The organism is Kribbella sp. CA-245084 (assembly GCF_050942355.1).
Taxonomy (GTDB): domain Bacteria; phylum Actinomycetota; class Actinomycetes; order Propionibacteriales; family Kribbellaceae; genus Kribbella.
In genome coordinates this window covers 3327890-3354659 of sequence record NZ_CP192053.1, presented here as the reverse complement: position 1 = coordinate 3354659, position 26770 = coordinate 3327890, and the positions used below count along the sequence as shown (strand labels likewise).

Annotated in this window: 25 protein-coding genes; 14 read left to right on the top strand and 11 right to left on the bottom strand. The window is 67.0% G+C overall.

The window, feature by feature from the left end:
* Positions 1–14: 14 nt before the first annotated feature.
* Entirely contained in the window at positions 15–266 is a 252-nt protein-coding gene (locus ACQPYH_RS16125) for a hypothetical protein (RefSeq protein ID WP_432892130.1), read from the bottom strand.
* A gap of 325 nt (positions 267–591) precedes the next feature.
* On the opposite strand from ACQPYH_RS16125, the gene ACQPYH_RS16120 reads away from it, so the two are divergent.
* Together ACQPYH_RS16120 and ACQPYH_RS16115 are read left to right on the top strand one after the other, a co-directional pair.
* A complete protein-coding gene (locus ACQPYH_RS16120) occupies positions 592–807 on the top strand; it encodes a hypothetical protein (protein ID WP_432892128.1) in 216 nt (71 codons plus the stop codon).
* 110 nt (positions 808–917) lie between these two features.
* Complete coding sequence (locus ACQPYH_RS16115) at positions 918–1592, top strand: hypothetical protein (protein ID WP_432892126.1); 675 nt, start codon at positions 918–920, stop codon at positions 1590–1592.
* Positions 1593–1637: 45 nt separating this feature from the next.
* Here the strand turns inward: ACQPYH_RS16115 and trpD are convergent, their stop codons facing one another.
* From trpD to ACQPYH_RS16100, 3 genes are read right to left on the bottom strand one after another with little or no spacing between them, the layout of a single operon-like run.
* Positions 1638–2678: an anthranilate phosphoribosyltransferase gene (trpD, locus tag ACQPYH_RS16110; RefSeq protein WP_432892124.1), complete on the bottom strand. Its 1041-nt coding sequence runs from the start codon at positions 2676–2678 to the stop codon at positions 1638–1640.
* A 3-nt stretch (positions 2679–2681) separates the two neighbouring features.
* A complete protein-coding gene (locus ACQPYH_RS16105) occupies positions 2682–3101 on the bottom strand; it encodes an Rv3143 family two-component system response regulator (protein ID WP_130446764.1) in 420 nt (139 codons plus the stop codon).
* A 45-nt stretch (positions 3102–3146) separates the two neighbouring features.
* Positions 3147–4064 (bottom strand): cytochrome c oxidase assembly protein, encoded by a 918-nt coding sequence (locus ACQPYH_RS16100; RefSeq protein WP_432892120.1) that lies wholly within the window; start codon positions 4062–4064, stop codon positions 3147–3149.
* Positions 4065–4206: 142 nt separating this feature from the next.
* Between ACQPYH_RS16100 and ctaE the strand changes: the two genes are divergently transcribed.
* Genes ctaE through qcrB form a run of 4 tightly spaced genes read left to right on the top strand, consistent with a single transcriptional unit; the run spans position 4207 to position 8393 of the window.
* Positions 4207–4809: an aa3-type cytochrome oxidase subunit III gene (ctaE, locus tag ACQPYH_RS16095; protein ID WP_432892117.1), complete on the top strand. Its 603-nt coding sequence runs from the start codon at positions 4207–4209 to the stop codon at positions 4807–4809.
* A complete protein-coding gene (qcrC, locus tag ACQPYH_RS16090; RefSeq protein WP_130446767.1) occupies positions 4806–5675 on the top strand; it encodes a cytochrome bc1 complex diheme cytochrome c subunit in 870 nt (289 codons plus the stop codon). The genes ctaE and qcrC overlap by 4 nt, the downstream gene beginning before the upstream one ends.
* Entirely contained in the window at positions 5668–6723 is a 1056-nt protein-coding gene (gene qcrA, locus ACQPYH_RS16085) for a cytochrome bc1 complex Rieske iron-sulfur subunit (RefSeq protein WP_432892114.1), read from the top strand. The genes qcrC and qcrA overlap by 8 nt, the downstream gene beginning before the upstream one ends.
* Before the next feature lie 5 nt (positions 6724–6728).
* Positions 6729–8393 (top strand): cytochrome bc1 complex cytochrome b subunit, encoded by a 1665-nt coding sequence (gene qcrB, locus ACQPYH_RS16080; RefSeq protein ID WP_432892111.1) that lies wholly within the window; start codon positions 6729–6731, stop codon positions 8391–8393.
* A gap of 49 nt (positions 8394–8442) precedes the next feature.
* On the opposite strand, the gene ACQPYH_RS16075 is transcribed toward qcrB, so the two are convergent.
* Entirely contained in the window at positions 8443–8907 is a 465-nt protein-coding gene (locus tag ACQPYH_RS16075; protein WP_432892108.1) for a MarR family winged helix-turn-helix transcriptional regulator, read from the bottom strand.
* 41 nt (positions 8908–8948) lie between these two features.
* Here ACQPYH_RS16075 and ACQPYH_RS16070 point away from each other — a divergent pair, with 41 nt between their 5' ends.
* From ACQPYH_RS16070 to ACQPYH_RS16060, 3 genes are all read left to right on the top strand, one after another.
* Complete coding sequence (locus tag ACQPYH_RS16070) at positions 8949–9788, top strand: alpha/beta fold hydrolase (protein WP_432892105.1); 840 nt, start codon at positions 8949–8951, stop codon at positions 9786–9788.
* A 48-nt stretch (positions 9789–9836) separates the two neighbouring features.
* On the top strand, positions 9837–11297 hold the full coding sequence (locus ACQPYH_RS16065; RefSeq protein ID WP_432892102.1) for a DUF222 domain-containing protein: 1461 nt from the start codon (positions 9837–9839) through the stop codon (positions 11295–11297).
* A gap of 324 nt (positions 11298–11621) precedes the next feature.
* Positions 11622–12251 carry a hypothetical protein gene (locus tag ACQPYH_RS16060; protein WP_432892099.1) on the top strand — a complete coding sequence of 210 codons (630 nt, stop codon included), beginning with the start codon at positions 11622–11624 and terminating at the stop codon, positions 12249–12251.
* A gap of 129 nt (positions 12252–12380) precedes the next feature.
* Here ACQPYH_RS16060 and ACQPYH_RS16055 read toward each other — a convergent pair whose 3' ends face one another.
* The 4 genes from ACQPYH_RS16055 to ctaC all read right to left on the bottom strand — a co-directional run bounded on the left by ACQPYH_RS16055 (position 12381) and on the right by ctaC (position 16891).
* On the bottom strand, positions 12381–13622 hold the full coding sequence (locus ACQPYH_RS16055) for a L,D-transpeptidase (protein ID WP_432892096.1): 1242 nt from the start codon (positions 13620–13622) through the stop codon (positions 12381–12383).
* Positions 13623–13842: 220 nt separating this feature from the next.
* On the bottom strand, positions 13843–14238 hold the full coding sequence (locus ACQPYH_RS16050) for a cytochrome c oxidase subunit 4 (protein WP_432892093.1): 396 nt from the start codon (positions 14236–14238) through the stop codon (positions 13843–13845).
* Positions 14235–15932: an aa3-type cytochrome oxidase subunit I gene (ctaD, locus tag ACQPYH_RS16045; RefSeq protein WP_432894406.1), complete on the bottom strand. Its 1698-nt coding sequence runs from the start codon at positions 15930–15932 to the stop codon at positions 14235–14237. The genes ACQPYH_RS16050 and ctaD overlap by 4 nt, the downstream gene beginning before the upstream one ends.
* A 71-nt stretch (positions 15933–16003) precedes the next feature.
* Positions 16004–16891, bottom strand: a complete 888-nt coding sequence (gene ctaC / locus ACQPYH_RS16040) for an aa3-type cytochrome oxidase subunit II (RefSeq protein ID WP_432892090.1) — start codon at positions 16889–16891, stop codon at positions 16004–16006.
* Between the two features lie 94 nt (positions 16892–16985).
* On the opposite strand from ctaC, the gene ACQPYH_RS16035 reads away from it, so the two are divergent.
* From ACQPYH_RS16035 to pulA, 5 genes are all read left to right on the top strand, one after another.
* On the top strand, positions 16986–18101 hold the full coding sequence (locus tag ACQPYH_RS16035) for a cysteine desulfurase family protein (protein WP_432892087.1): 1116 nt from the start codon (positions 16986–16988) through the stop codon (positions 18099–18101).
* Positions 18098–18310: a sulfurtransferase TusA family protein gene (locus tag ACQPYH_RS16030; protein ID WP_432892085.1), complete on the top strand. Its 213-nt coding sequence runs from the start codon at positions 18098–18100 to the stop codon at positions 18308–18310. Before ACQPYH_RS16035 ends, ACQPYH_RS16030 begins: the two co-directional genes overlap by 4 nt.
* Before the next feature lie 13 nt (positions 18311–18323).
* Complete coding sequence (locus tag ACQPYH_RS16025) at positions 18324–18896, top strand: GNAT family N-acetyltransferase (protein WP_432892082.1); 573 nt, start codon at positions 18324–18326, stop codon at positions 18894–18896.
* 10 nt (positions 18897–18906) lie between these two features.
* Positions 18907–19629, top strand: a complete 723-nt coding sequence (locus ACQPYH_RS16020; protein ID WP_432892079.1) for an SIR2 family NAD-dependent protein deacylase — start codon at positions 18907–18909, stop codon at positions 19627–19629.
* A gap of 73 nt (positions 19630–19702) precedes the next feature.
* Entirely contained in the window at positions 19703–25354 is a 5652-nt protein-coding gene (gene pulA / locus ACQPYH_RS16015; protein ID WP_432892076.1) for a pullulanase-type alpha-1,6-glucosidase, read from the top strand.
* On the opposite strand, the gene ACQPYH_RS16010 is transcribed toward pulA, so the two are convergent.
* Positions 25355–26332 carry a serine hydrolase domain-containing protein gene (locus ACQPYH_RS16010; protein ID WP_432892073.1) on the bottom strand — a complete coding sequence of 326 codons (978 nt, stop codon included), beginning with the start codon at positions 26330–26332 and terminating at the stop codon, positions 25355–25357. It lies immediately after the preceding gene.
* Positions 26333–26344: 12 nt separating this feature from the next.
* On the bottom strand, positions 26345–26716 hold the full coding sequence (locus ACQPYH_RS16005; protein WP_432892071.1) for a DoxX family protein: 372 nt from the start codon (positions 26714–26716) through the stop codon (positions 26345–26347).
* Between the last annotated feature and the right edge of the window lie 54 nt (positions 26717–26770).

Here is a 26770-nt window from a genome sequence, read left to right as displayed (position 1 = left end):
CCGGGCAACCACACCTAGGTCAGCACCAGCCGGGGCAAGCAGGTCAGCAGCAACCGCCTGTTGGTCAGCCACAGGCCGGCCAGGCTCAGCGAGGCAATGCCGCTCCGCAGCAACCCCTCGGACAACCGCCGGCTGGGCAACCACAAGCCGGCCAGCCGCAAGCTGGGCAACCGCCCTTCGCCCAGCCGTGGGCTGGGCAGGGTCAGCCGGGCCATGCCGCTCCCCAGCAACCGCCCGTCGCCCAGCCGCAGGCTGGACACCCGCAAGCTGGACAACCGTCTGGGCAGGACCAGACCGCCTATGGCGCTCCCCAGCAACCGTCCCTCGGGCAACCGCAAGGTGGGCAGGCGCAAGGTGGGCAGATGTGGGGGCCGCCGCAGGGTGCGCCTTCGCGTGGGCCTCGGCAGGTTGGGTGGCAGACGCAAGCTACTGGGCCTCAGCATGGGCAGCATGCCGGGCAGCCGCAGCAGGCCGGTGCGGCTGGACAACCGTCGCTTGGGCAGACGATCTCGCGTGCGGCTGGGCCGGGAGTAGGCGCGGGCGGTGCGCACGCTGGCACGGCTGCAGGTGCGCAGGCAGCTGGAGTTGCCGGTGCACAGGCGGTCGGCGCAGCAGGCTCTCAGGTTGCCGGCCAGGCCGGAGCACATGCTGCCGGAGCAGCAGGCTCACACGCCGCCGGTGCGCAGGCAGCTGGAGCCGCAGCTGGGGCAGCGGGCTCTTACGTTGCTGGCCAGGCCGGATCACACGCTGCCGGCGCGGCTGGCTCGCATGCTGCGGGTGCGGGCGGTGCGCACGCTGCGGGTGTGAGTGGCTCGCGAAGTGCTGGGCGGTTGCCTGGTGGGGGTGGAGATGGCGGGAGTGGGGGGCTGCCTGGGATTGGTGGGCGGGCTCGGTTGGTTGGGGCGATTGTGTTGGTTGTGGCGGCTCTTGCCACGACCGGGTTGAGCGTGGGCTGGATCTGGTCGAAGGCGGATGCCGTCAGTCCGGTCGCGTTGCCGTCGGGTGGTGCGCCGATCGACACTGTCAGCCCGTCGGTGAAGCCGTCGGAGACGCCGACGCCGTACGGCAAGGTGCTCGGGACCTCGATGGTTGCCTCGAACAACGACACGATGCCGATCATGAGCTCGGCCTGGGGCAACTACGGCGAGACGACCGGCCTGTGGGGCGGGGCCGCGATCTGGCTCACCGTCCACAAGAACTACAACGGCAAGGGCGCGTCCTGGGGCAACTACACCGCCTTCGGCCAGCTTCCGCCGGACATCCCGTACAAGAACACCGCGGCAGGCCTGAGGGAAGCCGCCGTACAGATCGGCTCGCGCGCGATCATCAACCTGTACGACAAGGACGCGCAGGTGATGAAGGGCACGACGCACAAGGCGATCACGGTGAACGGCCACCCCGGCCACGAGCTCGTCGCCAAGGTCGTCGTCAAGGTGCCGATGCTCGCGGAGACCTACTCCACCGTGATGATCTCGGTGATCGACCGCGGCGACGGTACGGCGGATGTCGCGATCGCCGATATCGCCGGATCGACCTCCGCCTGGCAGAGCGTGTACCGCCACAAGGTCAGCCAGATCCAGATCAACAAATGACGAAAGGGCCGGCGGGTCAACCCCGCCGGCCCTCCGCAAGCAAACTCAGCGCACCGAAGCGCAAGCAGCGATCCACCGGTCCAGCACGTCCTTCGCGGCACCGGAGTCGATCGCCTCGGCAGCCCGGTCCATCCCGGCCCGGATCCGCGCCGTCACAGAACCCTCTTCCGGCGTGTACGCCGCCAGCGCGGCCCCGGCGTTCAGCAGTACGACGTCCCGCACCGCCCCCGGCTCGCCGTCGACCAGGGCCCGCACAACCTTCGCGTTGTACGTCGCGTCCGCGCCCCGCAACGCATCCGCCGACACCGGCGCGATCCCCAACTCGCGCGGATCGAGCGTGACCGGTCCCTCGACCTTCCCGCCGCCGACGACCCACACCTGCGACGTCGTACGCGTGGTCAGCTCGTCGAGCCCGTCGTCGCCGTGGAACACCAGCGCGTCGATCCCACGCCGCGCGAGCACGCCGGCCATCAGCCCGGCCACTCGCCCGTCCGCAACCCCGACCGCCTGCGCGGACGGATCGCCCGGGTTCGCCAGCGGGCCGAGCAGGTTGAACGTCGTCGGTACGCCGAGCTCCCGCCGCGGCACCGCCGCGTTCCGCAGGGCCGGGTGGAACGCCGACGCGAAGCAGAACGTGATCCCGACCCGCTCCCCCACCTCGGCCACCTGCGGCCCGGTGAGGTCGAGCGGGATCCCCAGCTCCTCGAGCACGTCAGCGGCGCCGCACGCGGACGAGGCCGCGCGGTTGCCGTGCTTCACGACCTTCGCGCCGGCGCCGGCCGCGACGATCGCCGACATCGTGCTGATGTTCACCGTGTGGGCTTGATCACCGCCGGTGCCGACAACGTCGAGGGTCCGGCCTGACACGGTGATCCGGGTGGCGAAGTCGCGCATGGTCGCGACCAAGCCCTCGACCTCGGTGACCGTCTCGCCCTTGGACCGTAGCGCGATCACGAACCCGGCCAGCTGCGCCGGCGTCGCCGCGCCCGACAGGATCTGTTCCATCGCCCACGCAGTGGCGGAGGCCTCCAGGTCTTCGCGCCGCATCAGCGGCCCGAGCACCTGAGGCCAGGTGTAAGCGGTCATGGATCAGGCGGTGGTGGCGGGCAGCTTGGACAGCCGCAGGCGGAGCAGGTCCGCGGTGACCTGGGCCATCCGGACCGGGTCGATCGGATGAGAGACCGCGCCCTCGGCGCGCGACCAGGTCGCCAGCCACGCGTCCTGCGGACGGCCGGTGAGGACCAGGATCGGCGGGCACTGGAAGATCTCGTCCTTCAGCTGCCGGGCGATGCCCAGACCGCCGGCCGGCACCGCTTCGCCGTCCAGGATGGCGAGGTCGATCCCGCCCTTGTCCATGGTCTTGATCACGGCCGGCTCGGTCGCGCACTCGATGTACTCGAGCTCGGGCAGATCGGCCGCCGGACGCTTGCCGAGGGCCAGCCGGACGGACTCCCGCGTCGTACGGTCGTCGCTGTAGAGCAGGACCTTCAGCGGACGCTCTGAACTCATCGATCCATCCCAAGCTTGTTCAAAGAAGACTGGACACGCCGAATGCTACCGGGGCGACTGTTCGGCCCGGCGAGCCTGTTCCTCCAACCGGTCCAGGCGCCGGTCCTCGCGGCGTGCCTCGCGCTGCGACTCCCGCACCCATTGGACGAACAGTACGGCGAAGAACACCACGCCGACGAGGTCACCCGAACCCCACAACAGACCGCCGGCGATGTACTGGTCCCGCAGCGGCGACGGCGACCAGGACCGCCCGAAGCTGGTGTACCAGTCCTCGGCGATCAGCTTGTTGGCCGACATGATCGTGATGCCCAGGAACGCATGGAACGGCAGCGTCAGGAACGTCAGCATCAGCCGGAACGGATAGATCACCCGGCCCGGCACCGGGTCCAGCCCGAGCAGCGGCCAGAAGAACAGCGACCCGACCAGGATGAAGTGCAGGTGCAACAAGTCATGCAGTACGGCGGAGTGCAACGTCGCGTCGTACCAGCCGCTGAAGTACAGCGCCCACGGGCTCAGGACGAACAGCGTGAAGCCGATCAACGGGAAGCACAGCACCTTGGCGATCCGCGAATGCAACACGGAGAGCAACCATTTCCGGGGCCGCTGCGGCAGCGTTCGGAGCGCGAGCGTGATCGGCGCGCCGAGCGCCAGCATCAGCGGCGTCAGCATCGACAGGATCATGTGCTGCACCATGTGCACGCTGATCAGGACCGTGTCATAGGTGCCGAGCGCCGACTGGGTGGCGATCACGGCGCTCCCGAGGCCCAGTCCGACGAACGCGAACGTGCGCGCCCGGGACCACTTGTCACCGCGTTTGCGCAGCTTGTGGACGCCGTACAAGTAGAGGCCGCCGAGGATGATGATCACGCCGAGTAACACCGGCTCGAAGGTCCATGCCGTCAGCAACCGGACCGGTGTCAGCGGCTCGATCTGGTCGCCGGGCGTGGCGTGGAGGGGAAGCACTCTTCAACAGTAGGAACACCCGGTTCACGACATGCACGGGGGTGGTCGTAGCGCTGAACGCGAGGACCGACATAATGACGGCGTGGCCACTGCAACCGCGCTCCCAGCGTCTCGTGAACACGGACACCACGACCGTCCCAGCATGGTCAGTGTCGGCACGATCGTCTGGCTCTCGAGCGAACTGATGTTCTTCGCCGCACTGTTCGCGGCGTACTTCACGATCCGGTCGGTAACGACCGCCGCCGCGGCTCCGGGGACGGAGACGCTGTGGCAGGTGTCGACGCACCTCCTGGACGTCCCGTTCGCCTCGGTGAACACGTTCATCCTGGTCGCGTCGTCGTTCACCTGCCAGGCCGGCGTGTTCGCCGCCGAGCACGGCAAGGTGGGCCGGATCGGCTCGCTGACGAACCCGCGCAACTGGGGCATGCGTGAGTGGTTCATCCTCACGTACATCATGGGCGCCGTGTTCGTCGCCGGTCAGGTGACGGAGTACACCGGGCTGGTGCACGAGGGTCTGACGATCTCGTCCACCGCCTACGGCTCGGTCTTCTACCTGGCCACCGGTTTCCACGCGCTGCACGTGACCGGCGGCCTCATCGCCTTCGTGTTCGTCCTGGCCAGGACGTACATGGCTCGAAAGTTCACCCACGAACAGGCCGTCTCGGCGATCGTCGTGTCGTACTACTGGCACTTCGTCGACGTGGTCTGGATCGCCCTGTTCGCGACCATCTACCTGCTCAAATGAGTGAGAAGAGATCTTCCTTGTCACCGGCGCGCTTTCTCTCCGCGCGACGACGGCACCGGTCCGCCGGCCTCGTCGTGCTCCTGTTCGGCCTCCTGGCAGTGGGTTCGGCGTACGCCGCTTTCGCCCCTGACGACGCGGTGGCGGACAACTCGGCCCAGTCCCAGCAGATCGAAGAGGGCAAGAAGCTCTTCTCGGTCGGCTGCTCCAGCTGCCACGGCCTGAACGCCGAGGGCGGCGGGAACGGCGCGGGCAAGATGGCCGGCCCGTCGCTGATCGGCGTCGGCGCCGCCGCGGTCGACTTCCAGGTGGGCACCGGCCGGATGCCCGCGATGCAGCCGGGCGCACAGATCCCGCGCAAGACCCCGGCGTACACGCAGGAGGAGATCGAGGCCCTGGCCGCGTACATCGCCTCGCTGGCCCCCGGCCCGGCGGTCCCCGCGCAGGACTCGTACGACGTGAGCAAGGCCACCGACGAGCAGATCACCCGTGGCGGCGAGCTGTTCCGCACCAACTGCACGGCCTGCCACAACTTCGCCGGTCGCGGCGGCGCGCTGCCGAACGGCAAGTACGCGCCGTCGTTGATGGGCGTCAGTGAGAAGCACATCTACGAGGCCATGCTGACCGGCCCGCAGCAGATGCCGGTCTTCTCCGACCAGGTCATGCAGCCGCAGGACAAGGCCGACATCATCGCCTACCTGAAGGCACTGCAGAATCAGAAGGACCCGGGCGGCTTCGGCCTCGGCCGGCTCGGCCCGGTCTCCGAGGGTCTGTGGGGCTGGCTCGTCGGCATCGGCCTGCTGGTGTGCGTAGCGGTCTGGATCGGCGCCAAGGGCGTCAAGGCCAAGGGAGCGAAGGCTCATGAGTGACGACAAGAACCTTCCGGCGGTGAAGGACGACGGCGAGCACCACGGCGCGGTCGAGGTGGCCGAGCCGATTCCGGACCCGGGTCTGGAGCCGCACGAACCGCGGATCACCGACATCGACCCGAAGGCCGCCGACCGCGTCGAGCGGCAGGTCTCGGCGATGTTCGGCCTGGCCACGCTGCTGGTGCTCGGGGCCTGTGTCGCGTACTTCGCGATCTCGCGGAACTCGACCCTCCAGTTCGGACCGCTGTCCGGCAACGCGAACAACATGGTCATGGGCCTGTGCATCGGGCTCGCGCTGTTCCTGATCGGCGCCGGTGCGATCCAGTGGGCCAAGAAGCTGATGGTCGACGAGGAGATCTCCGAGGACCGGCACGCGGCGCACTCGTCGCCGGAGCAGATCGCCGAGATCACCGAGGCGTTCCAGCAGGGCACGGCCGAGTCGGGCTTCGGCCGGCGCAAGATGATCCGCAACTCGCTGATCGGCGCGCTGGGTGTGCTCGGGCTGCCGGCCATCATCTTCCTGCGCGACCTCGGCCCGCTGCCGGGCCGGGCGCTCTACAACACCATCTGGGCGAAGGGCATCCGGGTCGTCAACGACGTCACCGACCGCCCGATCAAGCCGTCCGACCTGATCGTCGGCCAGCTGGTCAACGCGGCGCCGGCCAACCTGGCCCCGCTGCAGGAGGAGAACCCGACCGCGTACCAGAACGCCAAGGCCAAGGCCGCGGTGATCGTGGTCCGGATCAAGCCGAGCGAGATCCGCACCAAGCCCGGCCGGGAGAACTGGGGCATCGACGGCATCCTGTGCTACTCGAAGATCTGCACCCACGTCGGCTGCCCGATCTCGCTGTACGAGCAGACCACCCACCACGTGCTCTGCCCGTGTCACCAGTCGACCTTCGACCTGTCGGACAGCGCCAAGGTCGTCTTCGGGCCTGCGGCCCGGCCGCTGCCTCAGCTACCGTTGGCATTGGACAGCGAGGGTTATCTGGTTGCGCAGAGCGGCTTCACCGAGCCGGTCGGCCCTAGCTTCTGGGAACGAGGGTGACAAACGTGTCCGCTAACACAGAGTTTCCGGGTCCGGTCAAGTGGGTCGACGATCGGCTGGGCATCGCGAAGATCGGGAAGAAGAACCTGCGGAAGGTCTTCCCCGACCACTGGTCGTTCATGCTCGGCGAGATCGCGCTCTACAGCTTCATCATCCTGATCCTGACCGGCACGTTCCTGACGTTCTGGTTCAAGCCGTCGATGGCCGAGGTCCAGTACAACGGCTCGTACAGCCTGCTCAAGGGTCTGCACATGTCGGAGGCCTACGCCTCCACGCTGGACATCACCTTCGACGTCCGCGGCGGTCTGCTGGTCCGGCAGATCCACCACTGGGCGGCCGTGCTGTTCATCGCCGCGATGATGGTGCACCTGCTCCGGATGTTCTTCACCGGCGCGTTCCGCAAGCCGCGTGAGCTGAACTGGCTGATCGGCTTCGGGATGCTGTTCCTCGGCATCATCGAGGGCTTCATCGGCTACGGCCTGCCCGACGACCTGCTGTCCGGCACCGGTCTGCGGATCACCAACGGCATGATCCAGGCGTCACCGATCGTCGGCACGTACATGAACTTCTTCATCTTCGGCGGTGAGTTCCCGGGCGACGAGTTCGTCTCGAGATTCTTCATCGTCCACGTGCTGCTGATACCGGGCATCATCCTGGCGCTCGTCACGGCCCACCTGTTCCTGGTCGTGTACCACAAGCACACGCAGTACGCCGGACCCGGCCGGACGCAGAAGAACGTGGTCGGCTACCCGCTGTTCCCGGTGTACACGGCCAAGGCCGGCGGCTTCTTCTTCGTGGTCTTCGGCGTCACCGCCCTGATGGGTGCGCTGATGCAGATCAACCCGGTCTGGCTGTACGGGCCGTACAACCCGGCAGAGGTGACGGCGGGTTCACAGCCCGACTGGTACATGGGCTGGCTGGAAGGCGCGGTGCGAATATTCCCCGGCTTCGAGTCGCACTTCTGGGGTATCACGCTGGGTTGGAACCTGCTCATCCCGGCGTTGATCATCCCGCCCGCGTTCGTCACGCTGGTCGCGCTGTATCCGTTCATCGAGGGCTGGATCAGCGGTGACAAGCGCGAACACCACCTGCTGGACCGGCCGCGGGACGTCCCGACCCGCACCGGCGTCGGCGTCGCGTTCATCACCTTCTACGCCTTGCTGTGGATCGGTGGCGGTAACGACCTGATCGCGACCCACTTCGGGGTCTCGCTGAACCACGTGACCTGGTTCCTGCGGTTCGCGGTGATCCTGGGGCCGATCCTGGCCTTCTGGGTGGCGCGCCGCTGGGCGATCTCGCTGCAGCGGGCCGACTACGCGCGGCTCACCCACGGCCTCGAGACCGGTGTCATCGTGCGCTCGCCCGAGGGCAAGTACACCGAGAAGCACCAGCCGATCTCGACGTACGAGGCGTATTCGCTCACCGCACGGGACCGCGTCGTACCGCACGAGATCGGTCCGGAGACCGACGACAACGGCGTACGCGCACCGCGCCGGGCCCTCAACAAGGCCCGTGCCGCACTGTCCCGGTTCTACTTCGCCGACGCGGTGCAGAAGCCGACCGCACAGGAGCTCGAAGAGGCGCACGAGCACGCGCACGACGCCGACGAGATCCACGAGCTGACGGAAGACACGGAGACCTACCGCGAGGTCACCAGCGACCGCAGCTGACGAAGTACCGAACGAGAAAGGGCCCCGGCACTCGCCGGGGCCCTTTCGTTTATCCCAGCGCTTCCGAGACCGCGGTCAGGTAGCCCTTCACGAGCCTCTGCTGGTCGGGGTCGAGGGTCCGGGTGGTGGTGATCATGCGGTCGAGGAGCGGGCCGAAGAACTGCCAGCCGAGGTCGACGGCGCTGTCGGAGACCTGGAGGCGAGCGCTGCGGCCGTCTGTGCGGCTCCTGAGGCGTTCGAGATGCCCAGCAGCCTCCAGGCGGTGGATGACGGCCGTCGTGGCCTGAGAGGTCATTCCGAGCTGTTGAGCCAGCCAACTGGGCGTGGCCTCCACCTCGGCCCGTTCGGCGTCCAGGAGGCTCACCAGCGCGCGTACGTCGGTGGCGTGCAGCCCGGTCGTCCTGGCGAACTCCCCGATCGCGAGCTCCCACCTGAGCACGATGTCCCGCAGCCGGTGCACCAACTCCAGCGCGGCCGCCCGCTCGGGGTCGGCCGGCATCACTCCTTCACGCATGCCCGGTAGATTACCTCACTCAGTGAGCTATTCTCGGCGACATGACCTTCCAGGACGCGTACGACGCTCTCCTCACCCGCTGGGACGTACCGGTCGAGCAACTCGAGCTGACCGACGAGTTCGGCACGACGCACGTCAACGCCTGCGGACCCGCGGACGGCCCGCCCGTCGTACTGCTTCCAGGACACGGCGCGACCTCACCTGTCTGGTTCGCCGTCGCGCCGCAGCTCGCCGAGCAGTACCGGGTGTACGCGATCGACCTGATCGTCGACGCGGGCCGCAGTACCAACACCGGCCGTACGCCGAAGATGCCGGACGACCTGCACCTGTGGCTGTCGGGCGTCCTCGATGGCCTCGGCATCGACCGGGCCACCTTCTGCGGTCACTCGTACGGCGCGTGGATCGCACTGACCTACGCGATCGCCCACCCTGAGCGCGTGGATCGGCTGGCGCTGCTCGACCCGACGGACTGTTACACCGGTCTGCGCATCCCCTACATCCTCCGCGCGCTACCGGGCATCCTCCGCCCGTCCCGTGCCCGGAGCATCTCGTTCCTCCGCTGGGAGACCCAAGGCCTACCTGTCGACCCGCAGGTCCTCGAACTCGCAGGTCTGGCCGCCGAGGAACCCTCCACCCCCTTCGTTCGCACCAAACGCCCCACGGATGACCAGCTGCGAGCCATCGCTCCCCTGGTCTTCGTCGCCGGCCGGAGCAAGAGCCAGGACCCGGCCCGGCTCACGCGCCGCGTCACCACGCTGAGCCCGGCGGCCACCGTCGTACAGCTCGAGACCGCTACCCATCACTCGTTGCCGTCCCTCCACGCGGAGGAAGTGCTGGCAGGTCTGTTGACTGCGTGGGCCCACGGATTGCCCACAGAATAAGGGGATTCTGGTTCGTTGATCGTCGGCGGAGCCGCCTAGGGTCGAGGTATGGAACTCCTGGGCGAGCGGCCGGTGTGGTCGATGGGCGGCGGCGAACTGCTGTCGACTCTCGACGCGCTGGATGCTGAGATCGCCCGGATGGAGTCTTACCGGTTGAGTGTGGTCGCCGGCATCGAGAGCACCGGGTACGCGGCTGAGCTCGGCGCTCGGGACACCGCTGAGCTGCTGCGCTTCCGCTACCGCCTGGACGCGCAGACAGCCCGCCGTACGCTCCGACTCGCGCAGGCGCTGTCGAAGTACCCGGCTGTGTCCGCTGCCCTCGACCGGACCGGCGCGTCACCTGATGCCCTCGACCGGGCTGACGAGGTGGCCGACGACGCGGACACTGACGGCGCGGACGCCGACGCATGGCTGCTGCGGCCCGCGCAGGCAGACGCGATCGTGTCCGCGCTGGAGCGCGTCCCGGCGGACGTGCCGATCGACGAGCGCGACGCCGCCGAGCGGCAGCTGGTGAAGCTGGCCGCACACATGTCACCGGGTGAGCTGCGCCAGGCCGGCGACCAGATGCGGAACATCCTCGACACCGACGGTCCCGAGCCGGAGGAACTCAAGGCGTACGGTCGCGAGTCGCTGACCCTCACGCCCGCGGATCGTGGGGTGAAGTTCCGCGGGTACCTCGCCAACGAGAACGCCGAACTGTTCCGCGCCCTCATCCACGCCGGCGCCCGCCCTCACAAGACCGTCGACGGCGAGCCCGACCCACGCTCCCGCGACAAGCGCCAGGCCGACGCACTGACCGCCGCCCTCGGCATCGCGACCGCAGCGGTCGAGGCCGGACAGGTGACGGACGTGTCGTCATCGGCAGACGGCACTGTGCCGGGGTACGGCGCCAAGGCCCAGCTGACGGTGACCATCGACTTCGAGGATCTGAAGGCAGCCACCGCGGACGCGAGCGGCCAACTGGTGTACGGCGACGGGCTGTCGGCCGCCACAGTCCGGCGCCTCGCCTGCGACGCGAAGATCATCCCGCTGGTCCTCGGTTCGAACTCGGAACCGCTGGACGTCGGCCGCTCCGAGCGACTCGTCACCCGCGCCATGCGCCGCGCCCTCAACGCCCGCGACCACGGCTGCGTGATCTGCGGCGCACCACCCATCATGTGCGACGCGCATCATCTGATCTCCTGGATCGACGGCGGCGAGACCAAGATCTCGAACCTCGCGCTCCTCTGCCGCCAACACCACGTCGACCTACACCAAGGCAACTGGACCATCTCCATCACCAAAGGCACCGTCCACGTCACCCGCCCCACGTGGGCCGACCCGCCCCCCACCAGACGCCCACCTACCCCCAGACCCGCCAACCACCCCACCGACCCGCAGCCTCCCACCGACGTTCGTCCGGGCGGTGAGTCTCTCGCGCCCGAAGCCAGCCGATCCCGATGGAGAGCCAACCCGGCAATCCTCAGCCAAGCGGCGGCGTTTGCATCAGCCGACGCAAAGGCAGGCTGACAAACCAACAACCTCCTCCCGACCGACCGGTCGGGAGGAGGTTGTCACGCGTTTCTGCGGAGGTCAGGAGAGGGCGGAGCTCCCTAGGTCCTCGAACTGGCCGGTCTCGCCGCGGAGCAGCCGTCGACCCCGTTCGTCCGCTGAAGGCGCCGACACTCCGGCACCAATACGGACCAGACCTGAACGTCTGATGATTCTTGTGTGGCCAAGTGCAAGGCGATCAAGCGCAACGGTCGGCCCTGCCGACGGCCCGTGAAACGAGACGGCGTCCGTTGCTGGCAGCACAAGGGCTCGACGGTGCGCCGGGCGACAAGTGCTCGGACCGTGGCACGAACCAGCGCCCGAAGAAAGCGGAGGCGCCGCTCAGGCCCTGGCACATCCAAGCGGCCACGCCCGAAGCCCAAGCCAGGACGACCACCAGATCGCTCATACGGCAACCTCTCGCTCGCCAAGCGCAGGAGGGTCGACGGCGCCATCGAGCTCTGCGCGGCCGTTGTCACGGACAGCTGGCAGGCGACCGTCGCCGAGCGTGCGGCTGACTACGCGGTATCGGATACCTTCAGAAAGCTTGTGCGCTCCAGGCGCCGCCATCACTGCAAGGCGCTCGCCGAAGTCGCCCAGCTCATCCTCGCCGCCAAGAACAAAGCGCACGAGGTCCTCGGCCTGCTCGGTGGCGGACTCATGTCGCTGCTGGGCTTCGGCGGCCTCGCTAAGCGTTTCGCTCGGGAATTGATCGAACGCATCCCACTGCCGTTCGATGCGAAGGTAACCGCCGCAGCCCGCGGCGTGCAGATCACCGGCATCCTGCTCTGCGTCCTGAACGGTGACGAGCTCCGTCGCTGCCAGTGCTTCATCGATCTGGCGCTCGAGCAGGCCAAGACCGCGGTCAAGAAGATCCTCACGACCGCGATGGAGGACTGGACCCAACTAGCGCTGTTCACTGCCAAAGCCTGAGGAGAACGGGCCCGCTCTGCTGAATGAGTTGGGCCGGACACCCTGAGGTGTCCGGCCCAACTCAACCACTACTTCAAATGTCTTTGTTCTTGTTTGTCTTTATCTTCTCCGCCGCTCCTACCTCTCGGTTCAGGAGAGGGCGGAGCCCTTCTTGTAGGCGGCCCAGGTGGTGTTCCAGTCGGTCCAGCCGTTGCCGGGCTCCATGTGGCGGGAGGTGCCGGTGACGGTGACCGGGTCGCCGCGGAGGGTCTGGTTGAAGAACCACTGGGCGTCCGCGAGGCTCATGCCGACGCAGCCGTGGCTGACGTTGGCGCTGCCCTGGCTGCCGGCCGACCACGGGGCGCCGTGGATGAACTCGCCGGAGCTGGTGACGCGCTGGGCCCACTTCACGTCGCTGATGTTGTAGTAGTTCGGGTCGCCCGGCTTGATGCCGATCGTCGCCGCGTCCATCCGCTTGGTGGTGAACTTCTCCATGATCACCTTGACGCCGCTGCGGGTGGTGAACCCGTCCTTGCCGGCGGTGATCGGGATGGTGCGGGCCAGCTTGCCGTTGATCGTCACGGTCATCGAGTGCTTCTTGACGTTGACGTTGCTGACGACCGACTTGCCGATGCTGAAGGCGATCTTGCGGCTGGAGGTGCCCCAGGTGTTGTTACCGGCGTTGACGCCCTGGGTGTCGATGTTCACCGACACCTTGGTGCCGGCCGGCCAATAGTTCATCGGCCGGTAGTTCACCTGCTTGCTGTTCACCCAGTGCCAGGTGCCGGTGACCGGGACCGAGGTGGTGACCTTCAGCCGCTTCTCGACGGCGGCGCGGTCCTTGACCGGGTTGTTCCAGTAGATCTGGATCGGCAGCGCGACGCCGACGGTCTCGCCGTTCAGCGGGACGACCGAGGCTTTCAGGCTCTTCGTCGCCTTCAGCGTCTTGAACGTCGAGCTGATCGGCACGGTGCCGCCGTCGCTGCCCTCGGCGGAGCCGCTCACGGTGTACGACGCGCCCGGCTTGAGGTGGTCCGTCGAGGTCCACTGGGTCTTGTCCGTGTTGAAGCTGCCGGCGACCTTGTCACCGTCGTCGTCCTTCAGCGTGACCTCGGCCAGCTTGCCGGCCGTCGTGGTCACGGTCACCGGCTTGTCCGGCTGCACCGAGGACGCGCCCGTGGCGGGCACGACGGCGATGCTGGCCGCGGCCGTCTGCGACGGCGTGGTCGAGTCGCCGGGGGTGGTCGACGCACCGGGCGACTGCGACGTGGACGTGCCCGGGGTCGACTGACCACCGCTGCCGTTGCCTGCGTCGGCCTTCGTGTCACTGCAGGCCGTGCCGGCCAGCAGCAGCACGCAGATCCCCGCCACGGCAAGCCCGTGCTTCCTCACCGAACCGCTCACCATTCCCCAGCTCTCCCCTGTTTAGTCAAACCGCGGTAAGGGTAACCTGCCGCAGCGACATTTCTTCGCACCGCACCGCCACCGAACTGGTACGGACCACAACGGTCCGTACCGGTGGCATTCCTAAAGACGCACGAAGACGCCGCCCGGTTCGTTCCCGGACGGCGTTTTTCGTACGATGCTCAACTAGCGAGCAGCGGCAGCACACTCAGTGAGCGTGGTCACCGCGGTAGTACTCGAAGATGAACCCGCTCAGCGTCACGATGCCGATCCCGACCCCGGCGATGAACAGCCACCAGCCGAAGACGATGCCGAGCACGGCGACCGCCAGCGTCAGCGCGCACCACAGCGGCCACCAGGAGTACGGCGGGAAGAAGCCGAGCTCACCGGCTCCTTCGGCGATCTCCGCTTCCTTGCGATCCTCCGGCCGGGCGTCCATCCGGCGCGCGGTGACGCTCAGATAGAACGCCACCAGCAGCGACAGGAAGAACGTCATCACCAGCGCGGTGGTGCCGGTGGGGTCGTTGGACATCAGCCAGTAGATCGGCGTGACGACCACGACGAAAACGCTCAGGATCCCGAAGACCCAGGCTTCGACCTTCACGCCTTGTCCTTCCCCTCGGTCTCGCTATCGGCGATCTCCTCGAGATGCTCCACGCGCCCTTGGTCCTCACCCGCGTCGAGCAGGTTGTCGGCGCCGGCCCGGTTGTCCGGGTACTCCGCGAGGGCGAGCTCCGCGTGGTGCAGGTCGAACGCCGGGGACTCGGAACGGATCCGGGGCAGCTTCTCGAAGTTGTGCCGCGGCGGGGGCGAGCTGGTCGCCCACTCCAGCGAACGGCCCCAGCCCCACGGGTCGTCGACGCCAACCTTCGGCGACTTCCGCGACTTGTACACGTTGTAGAAGAAGGGAAGCATCGACATGCCCAGGATGAAGGCGCCGACGCTGGAGACCTCGTTCAGCGTGGTGAAGCCCTCGGAGGCCTTGTAGTCGGCGTACCGACGCGGCATGCCCTCGACGCCCAGCCAGTGCTGCACCAGGAACGTCGTGTGGAAGCCGATGAACAGCAGCCAGAAGTGCAGCTTGCCGAGTCGCTCGTTGAGCATCCGGCCGGTGAACTTCGGCCACCAGTAGTAGAAGCCGGCGAACATCGCGAACACCACGGTGCCGAAGACGACGTAGTGGAAGTGCGCGACCACGAAGTACGAGTCGGACAGCTGGTAGTCCAGGGCCGGCGAGGCCAGGATGATGCCGGTCAGGCCGCCGAAGAGGAAGGTCGTCAGGAAGCCGACCGACCAGAGCATCGGGGTGTCGAACGACACCGATCCGCCCCAGATCGTGCCGATCCAGTTGAAGAACTTCACTCCGGTAGGCACCGCGATCAGGAACGTCATGAACGAGAAGAACGGCAGGTTCACCGCGCCGGTGACGAACATGTGGTGCGCCCAGACCGCCACCGAGAGGACCGCGATACCCAGGGTCGCGCTGACCAGGCCGATGTAGCCGAAGACCGGCTTGCGGCTGAAGACCGGGAGGATCTCGGTGATGATGCCGAAGAACGGCAACGCGATGATGTAGACCTCTGGATGCCCGAAGAACCAGAACAGGTGTTGCCACAGCAGTGGCCCCCCGTTCGCGGCATCGAACACATGAGCACCCAAGGATCTGTCCGCCTCGAGCACGAGCAGCGCGCCGGCCAGGATCGGGAACGCGATCAGGACGAGGATCGACGTGACCAGGATGTTCCAGGTGAAGATCGGCATCCGGAACATCGTCATACCGGGTGCGCGCATCGTGATGATCGTCGTCACGAAGTTGACCGCACCGAGGATCGTACCCAGACCGGCCATCCACAGACCCATGATCCACAGGTCGCCGCCGACACCGGGCGAGCGGACCGCGTTGGACAGCGGCGCGTAGGCGAACCAGCCGAAGTCGGCCGCGCCGCCCGGGGTGAAGAAGCCGCTGACCGTGATCAGGCCGCCGAACAGGAACAGCCAGTAGCTGAACATGTTCAGTCGTGGGAACGCGACGTCAGGTGCGCCGATCTGGATCGGCATGATCTCGTTCGCGAAGCCGACGAACAGCGGGGTCGCGAACAGCAGCAGCATGATCGTGCCGTGCATGGTGAAGAGCTGGTTGTAGACCTCTTCGTTCACGATCTGCAGGCCCGGCTTGGCCAGCTCGGCGCGGATGATCAGCGCCATCACGCCGCCGATCAGGAAGAACGCGAACGACGTGATCAGGTACATGTGCCCGATCAGCTTGTGGTCGGTGGTGGTGATCCACTTGACCAGCATCTGACCCTTGGTGCGCCGCAGCGGGTAGGTGGTGCTGGTACCGATGGCGCCGGTGCGCTCGGCGAAGTCGGTCACTTCTCGCCCTCTCCTGTGCCGGGAATGGTGGTGGCGTCGGAGCCTCCGGTGGCGGCGCCGGTCTGGCCCTTGGCGGCCAGCTCACGGAGGTGTGTGTCGTAGTCGTCGCGACTGACGACCTTGACGCTGAAGACCATCCGGCTGTGGTAGAGCCCGCAGAGCTCCGCGCACTTGCCCTCGAAGGTGCCGATCTTGGTCGGGGTCAGCTCGAACTTGTTCGTCCGGCCCGGGATCACGTCGAGCTTGAAGTAGAACGACGGCACCCAGAACGAGTGGATCACGTCCGGCGAGGTCAGGTCGAAGCGGACCGACTCGTTCACCGGCAGCCACAGGGTGGACGGCCTGTCCATCGTGCCGGTCTCCCAGACACCCTGCTGCCCGTCGACCGTGTCCTTGTAGTTGAAGGTCCACTGCCACTGCTGGGCCACCACGTTCACGGTGTGCTGCGGGCTGTCCGACATCGCGGTGATCTTGTTGCCGTGCTCCACCGTGTAGAAGAAGAGCACGCCGATGATCGCGAACGGCGCCAGCGTGTACAGCACCTCGAGCGGCAGGTTGTACCGCACCTGCCGGGGTGCGTCGTCGTTGCGCTTGCGGTACCGCACGGAGACCCAGAGGATCAGCCCCCAGACCATCACGCCGACGATCAGCGCGGCGATCCACGCGCCGATCCAGAGGCTTCGGACCGCTTCGGTCCGGTCGGATGCGCCCTCGGGGAGACCGAGTCGTTTCCACTGCTCAGTGGTCGCCGTCGAGCAACCGGTCAGCATGAGGGTGCCGAGCACCACTGCACTGCCGACCAGCAGGCGACGCTTCGCCGGTCGTGTGGCGCCGGCAGAACCTGCCGGTCGCTCCTCCACTCCGGGCGTGCCGTTCGAACCCACGGGGCGCCTTTCCCTTCCCAAGTGAGACTGACGACCAAACACTACTGGACACCATTCCCGTCTCTGCGCATAGGTAGGGCTTAGCGTTTCCCGTGTGAGCGAGCGTGGGTATCTGGACGCGGCATCGGCGGAGCCGTTGCACCCGGCAGCACGGGAAATGTTGCTGTCGGCAGTGGATTCCGGATGGGCCGATCCGGTGCGTCTGCACCACGAAGGACGGACCGCCCGGCTGCTGCTGGACAACGCCCGCGCTGTGCTCGCGGACGCGATCGGAGTACGCCCGGACGAGCTCTACCTGACGACTTCCGGTACGACGGCCATCCAGGCCGGCCTGTCCGCGGTACGCGCGGCACGCCATCGGGTCGGCCGGACCGTAGTACACACGGCGGTCGAGCACTCCGCCGTTCTCCACAGTGCTGGGGACGAGGCTGTCGAGGTCGGCGTGGACATCCGCGGCCGGGTTGATCAGGAGGCTTTCGCGGACGCAGTACGGCGGCCTGGCGTCGCCGTGGCTGCTGTCCAGTCGGCCAACCACGAAGTAGGCACTAGGCAACCAATCGCCGCGATCGCCGCCGACTGTGGCGACGTACCGCTGTTTGTTGATGCGTCGGCGTCCGTGGGGCATGACGCCGTGCCTGAGGGGTGGTCGGTGCTGGCGGCTAGTGCGCACAAGTGGGGCGGACCGGCCGGTGTCGGATTGCTGGCGGTGCGGAAGGGTACGCGGATCGCTCCGGTATGGCCGATGGACGAGCGCGAGGACGGGCTCTCCCCCGGCTTCCCCGACGTACCTCATGCGTTAGCCGCGGCGGCAGCGCTGCAGGCCCGGCTGAGTGAGGCCGAGGAGCTCAACAAGCAGCACCGGGCCTGGATCGACGAGGTACGGCGACGCGTGCCGGCCGACGTACCGGATGTGGAAGTGGTCGGCGACTCCGAGGACCGGCTGCCCCACATCCTCACGTTCTCCTGTCTGTACGTCGACGGCGAGGCACTGGTCACTGCACTGGACGCGCAGGGCTTCGCGGTCTCCAGCGGATCCGCCTGTACGTCGAGCACCCTGAAGCCATCGCATGTCCTGGCTGCGATGGGCGTGCTGACCCATGGGAACGTGCGGGTGTCCTTGAGCCGTGAGACGAGGTACGAGGATGTCGACAGGTTCTGCCAGGTGCTGCCGGGCATCGTGCAGCGGATCCGGGCGGAGGTGGGGATGTGAGCGTCGAGCTGGATTGCCAAGGCCTGCTCTGTCCACTCCCGGTGATCAAACTGGCCAAGGCGCTACCGACTGTTGCCATCGGCGAAACAGTCACTGTTCTGGCCGATGATCCGGCCGCGGCTGTCGACATCCCGGCCTGGTGCCGGATGCGATCCCAGGAGCTCGTGGAATCAGACGAAAAACGCTACGTCGTACGGCGCGTCAGCTGACAGACTCGGAGGGGTGATCGACTTCGCGCACAAACCGACTCTGACCGGCGATCTCGTCGTACTGAGACCGCTGGACGAGGGTGACTACGAAGCGCTCGCTGCCGCGATGGACGACCCGGACGTGACCCGGCTGACCGGGAGCCATGAGGAGATCAGCGAGGAGCGCGCCCGGGAGTGGATGCGCACCCGGAAGGACCGGACCGACCGGCTCGACCTGGCGATCGTCGACCGCGCTTCCGGACAGGTCGTCGGCGAGGCGGTGCTGAACGACTGGGATCCGGCCAACAAGTGCTGCAACTTCCGGATCCTGATCGGCCCGGCCGGTCAGGACCGCGGCCTCGGCACCGAGGCGACCCGGTTGATCGTCGGCTACGGCATCGGCCAGATCGGCCTGCACCGGATCAGCCTCGGCGTCTACGCGTTCAACCCGCGAGCCCAGCGCGCCTACGAGAAGGCAGGCTTCAAGGTCGAGGGCCTGCTGCGGGATGCGCTGCTCTGGGAGGGCGAATGGATCGACGAGATCGTCATGTCGATCCTCGCCTCCGAATGGATCCCCCCTCACAGCCCTCGCGTCTCCGCCACATAGGTTCGAGAGTGTGATCGACGCCGACCGCATTGCCGTGCTGACCGGGGCCGGGATCTCGACCGCTTCCGGGATCCCCGACTTCCGGGGGCCACAGGGTGTGTGGACGAAGGATCCTGCTGCGGAGGCGATGTTCGACATCGACGAGTACGTCGGTAGCCGTGACGTCCGGGTGGCTACCTGGAAGCACCGTCTCGCTGTGCCCGCGTGGACAGCCGAGCCGAACCCCGGGCACCTCGCACTGGTCGAGCTGGAGCGGCAGGGCCGTCTGACCGGTCTGATCACGCAGAACGTCGACGGGCTGCACCAGAAGGCCGGATCGTCGCCGTCGCTCGTCCACGAGCTCCACGGGACAGTCTGGTACGTCGACTGCCTGCAGTGCGGCCGGCGTATCCCGATGGCCGACTTGCTCCCCCGGCTCGAGTCCGGTGACGAGGACCCGGCCTGCGAGGTCTGCGGCGGCATCCTCAAGTCGGCAACGGTTTCCTTCGGCCAGTCGCTCGACCGCGACGTCCTCGATCGAGCCGTCGCCGCCACCGAGGCCGCCGACCTGTTCCTGGCCGTCGGGACCTCGCTGCAGGTCTACCCAGCCGCAGGTCTCTGCGACCTCGCCCTGAACGCCGGCAAGCCGCTGATCATCGTGAACGCCCAGCCAACGCCGTACGACGAACAGGCCGCGACTGTGCTGCGGACCCCGATCGAGACCACCCTGCCGGACCTCGTGACCTTACCGTGACATTCGAGCCCTCCTCACGGTAAAAACCGACCGCTAGCGTCCCCGGCAGGTGAATCGGCGGGAGGGGACCGTGATGCGCGGGTTCAGGCGTTGGACGGCAGGTTTCACCGCGGCCGCTGTGGTCGTGCTCGGGCTGGGTACGGCGTCTCCGGCGCCTGCTCAAGTCGCAGTGGATCGGGTTGTCACTCTGGCGGGGTCACTGCAGAGTGAGTTGGGCTGCGCGGCCGACTGGGATCCGGGTTGTGACGCGACCAGTCTTGGGGCGGGTGCGCCGTACACGAAGGTGTTCGACGTACCGGCGGGGACCTACGAGTACAAGGTCACGATCAACAAGGGCTGGGACGAGAACTACGGCGCGGGCGGGGTGCTGAACGGGCCGAACATCCCGCTGAGCATCGCGGGACCGGCGAAGCTGCAGTTTAGTTACGACGACACTAGTCACGTTGTGACGGTCAAGCCGGTCGACATCGCGGGGTCGACGGTCACCCCCGCGGACAAGTCGCTGGCATCGCCGAGTCTGCGGCCGGACCTGACCAAGGAACGGTTCTACTTCCTGATGGCGGACCGGTTCGCCAACGGTGACACGTCGAACGACGCCGGCGGGCTCACGGGCGATCGCCTGCAGACCGGGCTCGACCCGACCGACAAGGGCTTCTACCACGGCGGCGACCTGGCCGGTGTGGTGCAGAAGCTCGACTACATCAAGTCCCTGGGTACGACGTCCATCTGGCTGACCCCGTCGTTCAAGAACCGTCCGGTGCAGGGGGCCGGGGCGGACGTGAGCGCCGGGTACCACGGGTACTGGATCACCGACTTCACCCAGATCGACCCGCACCTGGGCACCAACGCGGACATGAAGCGCTTGATCGACCTCGCGCACCGCAAGGGGATGAAGGTCTTCTTCGACATCATCACCAACCACACCGCGGACGTGATCGACTACCAGTCCCACAACTACGGCTACATCCCGAAGTCGACGTCGCCGTACAAGGATGCTCAGGGCAACGTTTTCGACGACAAGCAGTACGCCGGCGGCGACACCTTCCCGCCGCTCGACGCGCAGACCTCGTTCCCGAACGTCCCGTACTTCCGGACCCCGGCCGACGCGACCGTGAAGGTGCCGGCCTGGCTGAACGACCCGACGCTGTACCACAACCGCGGCGACTCGACGTTCGCCGGCGAGAGCGCGGAGTACGGCGACTTCGTCGGGCTGGACGACCTGTTCACCGAGCAGCCGAAGGTCCGCGACGGGATGATCGACGTCTACAAGACCTGGGCCGAGTTCGGGATCGACGGGTTCCGGATCGACACCGTCAAGCACGTCAACATCGAGTTCTGGCAGAAGTTCTCGCCGCAGATCCTGGCCGCGGCGAAGAGCGCCGGGACGAAGAACTTCTTCATGTTCGGCGAGGTCTTCGACGCGAACCCGCAGTTCATGTCGACGTACACCACCAAGGGCGACCTGCAGGCGACGCTCGACTTCGGGTTCCAGCAGAACGCGGTCGCCTACGCGAAGGGCGATCCGAGTACGAAGCTGCAGGACTTCTACGCCGACGACGACTATTACACCGATACGAACTCGAACGCGTACGAGCTGCCGACGTTCCTCGGCAACCACGACATGGGCCGCGTCGGCATGTTCCTCAAGCAAGGTGGCGCGTCCGGTCAGGATCTGCTCGCGCGGGACGAGTTGGCGCACTCGCTGATGTACCTGACGCGTGGCCAGCCGGTCATCTACTACGGCGACGAGCAGGGCTTCACCGGTCCGGGCGGTGACAAGGACGCACGGCAGGACATGTTCGCGACCAAGACCGCCGACTACACGGACGACGAGGTCGTGGACGGCACCGGTACGACGACTATCGGCAGCAAGGACCGGTACGACGTCAACTCGCCGATGTACAAGCACATCGCTGCGCTGGCGAAGCTGCGGGCGAAGTACCCGGCGCTGTCGGACGGACGGCAGGTGCACCGGTACTCCTCCAACACGAACGGGCTCTATGCGTTCAGTCGGCTGGGCAGCGACAACGTCGAGTACCTAGTGGTCGCCAACAACTCGAAGACTGCGGCGTCGGCGACAGTGCCGACGTACGGTCCGAACACGTGGCTCAAGCCGGTCTACGGCGGCTCCAAGTCGGTGAAGACCGACCGTGAGGGCCGTGTGGTCGTCAGCCAGGCTCCCCTGTCCGTCACGGTGTACCAGGCCCAGACAAAGGTCCCGAAGCCTGCTAAGGCACCTCCTGTCTACATGAGCTCGCCGCAGCTCGGTGCGACGGTCGGTGGGCGCACTGAGATCGCCGCTGCGGTTCCTGCGAACACTCCGGTCACTGTGACCTTCGGCTACCGGCCGGTGGGTACGACGGCGTGGACGCGGCTCGGTGCGGACGACAACGCGCCGTACCGGGTCTTCCAGGACGTGTCCGGTCTGGCGAAGGGCACCCTGCTCGAGTACCGCGCCGTACTTCGGGATGCCGCGGGCAACTACTCGGTGTCCGGGTCGTACGGCGTTGTGGGCGACGCACCTGCAGCCGGTGGGGGCGGTGGCGGGACCGGTCCGGTCGTCCAACCTGCCAACGTATCGGTGCCGGGTGACCACAACAGCGAGATGGGCTGTACTGCGGACTGGGCGCCGGACTGCGACCAGGCCCAGCTGACGCTCGACCCGAAGGACAAGGTGTGGAAGGGCACGTACACGATCCCGGCCGGTGAGCACGCGTACAAGGCGGCGATCAACAAGACCTGGGACGAGAACTACGGCGCCGGCGGGGTGCTGAACGGCGCGAACATCTCCTACACAGCGCCGGCCGGACCGGTCAGCTTCTACTACGAACACGGGCGGCACTACGTCACGTCCAGTGCGCAGGGGCCGATCATCACGGTGCCTGGCTCGTTCCAGTCCGAGCTGGGCTGTCCGGCCGACTGGGACCCGTCCTGCATGCGACCCTGGTTGACCGACGAGGACGGGGACGGGACGTACACCTGGTCCACCAGCGAGTTGGGAGCGGGCAACTATGAGGCGAAGGTCGCGCACAACCTGTCCTGGGACGAGAGCTATCCGGCGAACAACGTGCCGGTCTCGGTGCCGAGTGACGGGCTCGTGGTCACGTTCTCGTACGTGCTCGCGACGCACCAGTTCACGGTGACGACGTCCAAGCCCGGTGCGACGCCGGACCTGAGCCAGGCGAAGGCCTACTGGCTGGACCGCAACACGCTCGCCGTACCGGCAGTCGCCCACCCGGAGCGCTACCGGTGGCGGCTGCACTGGTCCGACACGGGCTCGTTGAAAGTCGACGCCGACGACATTGGTGGATTGTCGACATCCCTACGATACGACTCGCGGATTGTGAAACCGGGGTACACGACGCTCCGCCTGGACAACGCCGACGCCCGCAAGATCCTCACCGGGCAACTCGGGCTGGCGCAGTACGACGACACCGGCCGACTGCTTGATGCGACGGGGGTGCAGATACCGGGCGTCCTCGACGATCTCTACAAGAGCGCGGCCGGTCGTTCGTACGGCGTGACGTGGCAGGGCGGCGCACCCACCTTCACCTTGTGGGCGCCCACCGCGCAGAACGTGCGATTGCTGGTCGGCTCGACGGCTGTCCCGATGAAGCGCAGCGATGACGGATCGTGGGCCGTCAGCGGATCACGCTCGTGGAAGAACGCGTCGTACCGCTTCGAGGTGACGGTCTTCGCCCCCAGCACCGGGAAGGTGGAGACGAACGTCGTCACGGATCCGTACTCGGTTGCGTTGACGACGGATTCGACGTACTCCGTCGCCGCCGACCTGAATGATCCGGCGGGTCAGCCGGCGTTGTGGTCGAAGACGCCGGCGCCGAAGCTCGCGCGGGGTGTCGACTCGACGATCTACGAGTTGCATGTCCGCGACTTCTCGATCAACGACAACACGGTTCCCGCCGCGCACCGCGGTACGTATCTGGCCTTCGCGGACGACGGCGACGGAACCAAGCACCTGAAGGCGCTTGCGGCGGCCGGGCTCAACACGGTGCACCTCTTGCCGACATTCGACATTGCATCAATCCCCGAGACCGGTCAGCAAACTCCGGCCTGTGATCTGAAGGCCTTGCCGCCGGACTCGGACCAGCAGCAGGCGTGCGTGACGGCCGTCGCCGCGAAGGACGGGTTCAACTGGGGCTACGACCCGTACCACTGGCTCACGCCGGAGGGTTCGTATGCGACCCAGAAGGACGGGCTGGCTCGGGTCTCGGAGTTCCGCACGATGGTCGGCGGGCTGCACAAGTCCGGGCTGCGCGTCGTACTCGATCAGGTCTTCAACCACACGCCGGCCGCCGGTGAGGCGCCGACGTCGGTGCTCGACCAGATCGTGCCCGGGTACTACCAGCGGCTGAACGCGACCGGGAAGGTCGAGAACTCGACCTGCTGCAGCAACATCGCCACCGAACACGCAATGGCCGAGAAGATCATGGTCGACGGCACCGTGAGCTGGGCGAAGAACTACCACGTCGACGGCTTCCGCTACGACCTGATGGGACACCACACCAAGGCGAACATGCTGAAGATCCGCGCCGCGCTGGACAAACTGACGCTCGCCAAGGACGGCGTCGACGGCAAGTCGATCTATCTGTACGGCGAGGGCTGGAACTTCGGCGAGGTCGCGAACGACGCGCTGTTCGTCCAGGCCCGCCAGGGGAACCTCGGCGGGACCGGGATCGGCACGTTCTCGGACCGCATGCGCGACGCGGTCCGAGGTGGTGGACCATTTGACGACAATCCGCGGATCCAGGGCTTCGGCTCCGGCGAGGCGAGCGATCCGAACGGCGACCCGATCAACGGCACGCCGGACGAGCGCGCCAAGCGACTCGCGCACGACACCGACCTGGTCCAACTCGGCCTGGCCGGCAACCTGCGCTCGTTCACCTTCCGCTCCGTCGAGTCGGGTACGACGGTGCGCGGCGACGGGGTCGACTACAACGGCTCCCCCGCCGGGTACGCCGATCAGCCGGACGAGGTGATCAGCTACGTCGATGCCCATGACAACGAAACGTTGTGGGACACGCTGACGTACAAGCTGCCGACCGACCTGCCGATGCCGGACCGGATCCGGATGAACACGTTGTCGCTGGCAACGACCGCGCTGGCACAGACGCCGTCGTTCTGGCACGCGGGCGCGGACCTGCTGCGAAGCAAGTCGCTGGACCGCAACTCGTACGACTCCGGCGACTGGTTCAACACCCTCGACTGGACCGGTGCCGACAACGGCTTCGGCCACGGCCTCCCACCGAAGGCCGACAACGAAGCCAAGTGGCCGTACATGAAGCCGCTCCTGGCCAACCCGGCCCTGAAGCCGTCGTCCACCGATGTGGCCACGGCGTCCGCAGCGGCCGCCGACCTACTCAAGCTCCGCTTCTCGACGCCACTGTTCCGTCTCGGCACCGCCGACCTCATCAACCAGAAGCTGAGCTTCCCCCTCAGCGGCGCCACACCAGGCGTCATCACCATGCGAATCGACGACACAGTAGGCCCGAACGTCGACCCAGCCCTGAAGGGCGTAGTAGTCGTCTTCAACTCCACCGGCGCTTCGGTGACCCAGCAGCTGCCCGGCCTGACCGGCGCCAACCTGTCGCTCTCACCAGTGCAAGCGGGTGGCTCCGACCCGGTCGTCAAACAGACCACCTGGTCATCCGCGACCGGGACAGCGACAGTCCCACCCCGGACAGTCGCCGTACTCGTCCAAAAGTAGCTACGTGAGGAGACCGGCCAACACCTGGCCGGTCTCCGGCGGCTCCATGCCCTTGCCGGTGTAGGAGAGCGTGAGCTGCCTGGTCAGGTCCTCGGAGATGTAGCTGAGCGTCAGGTAACCGTAGAACCCACCGGCGTGCCCCCACCACGCCTGTCCGTCCGGCAACAACCGCCGACCAATCCCCAGGCCGTAGCTATAGTCCTTGCCGGTCGGCACGACGGTCAGCATGGCCTCGAGCCCAACCTCATCAAGCAGCCCACCGGACAGCAGTGCCGCATAGAACCGGTTGAGATCTGCCGCTGTTGACACGACCGCACCCGCCGCCCAGGCCTGAGACGCGTCGACCCGCGCGAGATTCACCGGCTCGCCATCCACGGTCAGATACGCGCTTGCATGCGGTTCGGGCAGGTCCACCTCGGCATCGGGCACCATGGTCCGCTGCAGACCGAGCGGTTGCAGGATCCGCGCGGCCACCTCGTCGCGGTACGCGTTGCCGGTCACGGCCTCGATCAGTACGCCGAGCGCGATGTAGTTGGTGTTCGAGTACGACCATGAGCTGCCTGGCGCGAACAGCCGCGGCTTCGTCAGACCGCTGCGCAGCACGTCCATCGGCTCGTGGTGCAGGTAGCGATCCCGGACGATCCCCGCTGGATCGGGCAGGTCGTCGGTGTAGTTGTAGAGGCCGCTGGTGTGGTTGAGCAGCTGCCGAAGGCTGATCTCGTCCGGCATCCCGGGCACCCATCGGCTGACAGGCTCGTCCAGCTGCAGCTTCCCCTCGCCTGCCAACTGCAGCACCACGACAGCTGTGAACGTCTTGGTCACACTCCCGATGCGAAACCAGCCGTCCGGATCCACAGCCCGGTCTGTACCCAGCTCAGCTCGGCCGCTCGACCCGATCCAGGTCTGGTCACCGGACCGGTAGTGCAGAAGCACCCCGGCCGCACCGTTGTCCACCAGCGAGTCCAGGTAGTCCTGCATCCCTTCACTCTGTCATGCGAGCGCCGCGAACCGGGCTGCGGCTACAAACGCGGCCAGGGCCAAGAGGACCGTGTTGGCCGCAGTGGACTTGGGTTCGCGGAGGGACGAGTGGGAGGTGGCGGCGCCGATCATCACGATGACTAGGCCTGTGGCGGCTAGTGGCGTGAGGACTCGAGCGGTGTCGGTGAGCCAAGGGGCGAAGAGGCCGGCTACGGCTAGGAGTTCGCAGAGAGCGACGCAGCGGACGAGTGGCATTGGGAATGGGGCGATGCCGGTTTGGCCGCTGGTGATGAGGCGGGTGCGGGACATCGTGGCCTTCAGGACGCCGGAGATCGTGAAGACGACAGCAAGCGCGCCGGTGAAGATCCAGGTGATCGTGTTCATGTCGATTGCAGACGATCGACAATCGGATCCTGTGACAATCGACAAAACTGTCAC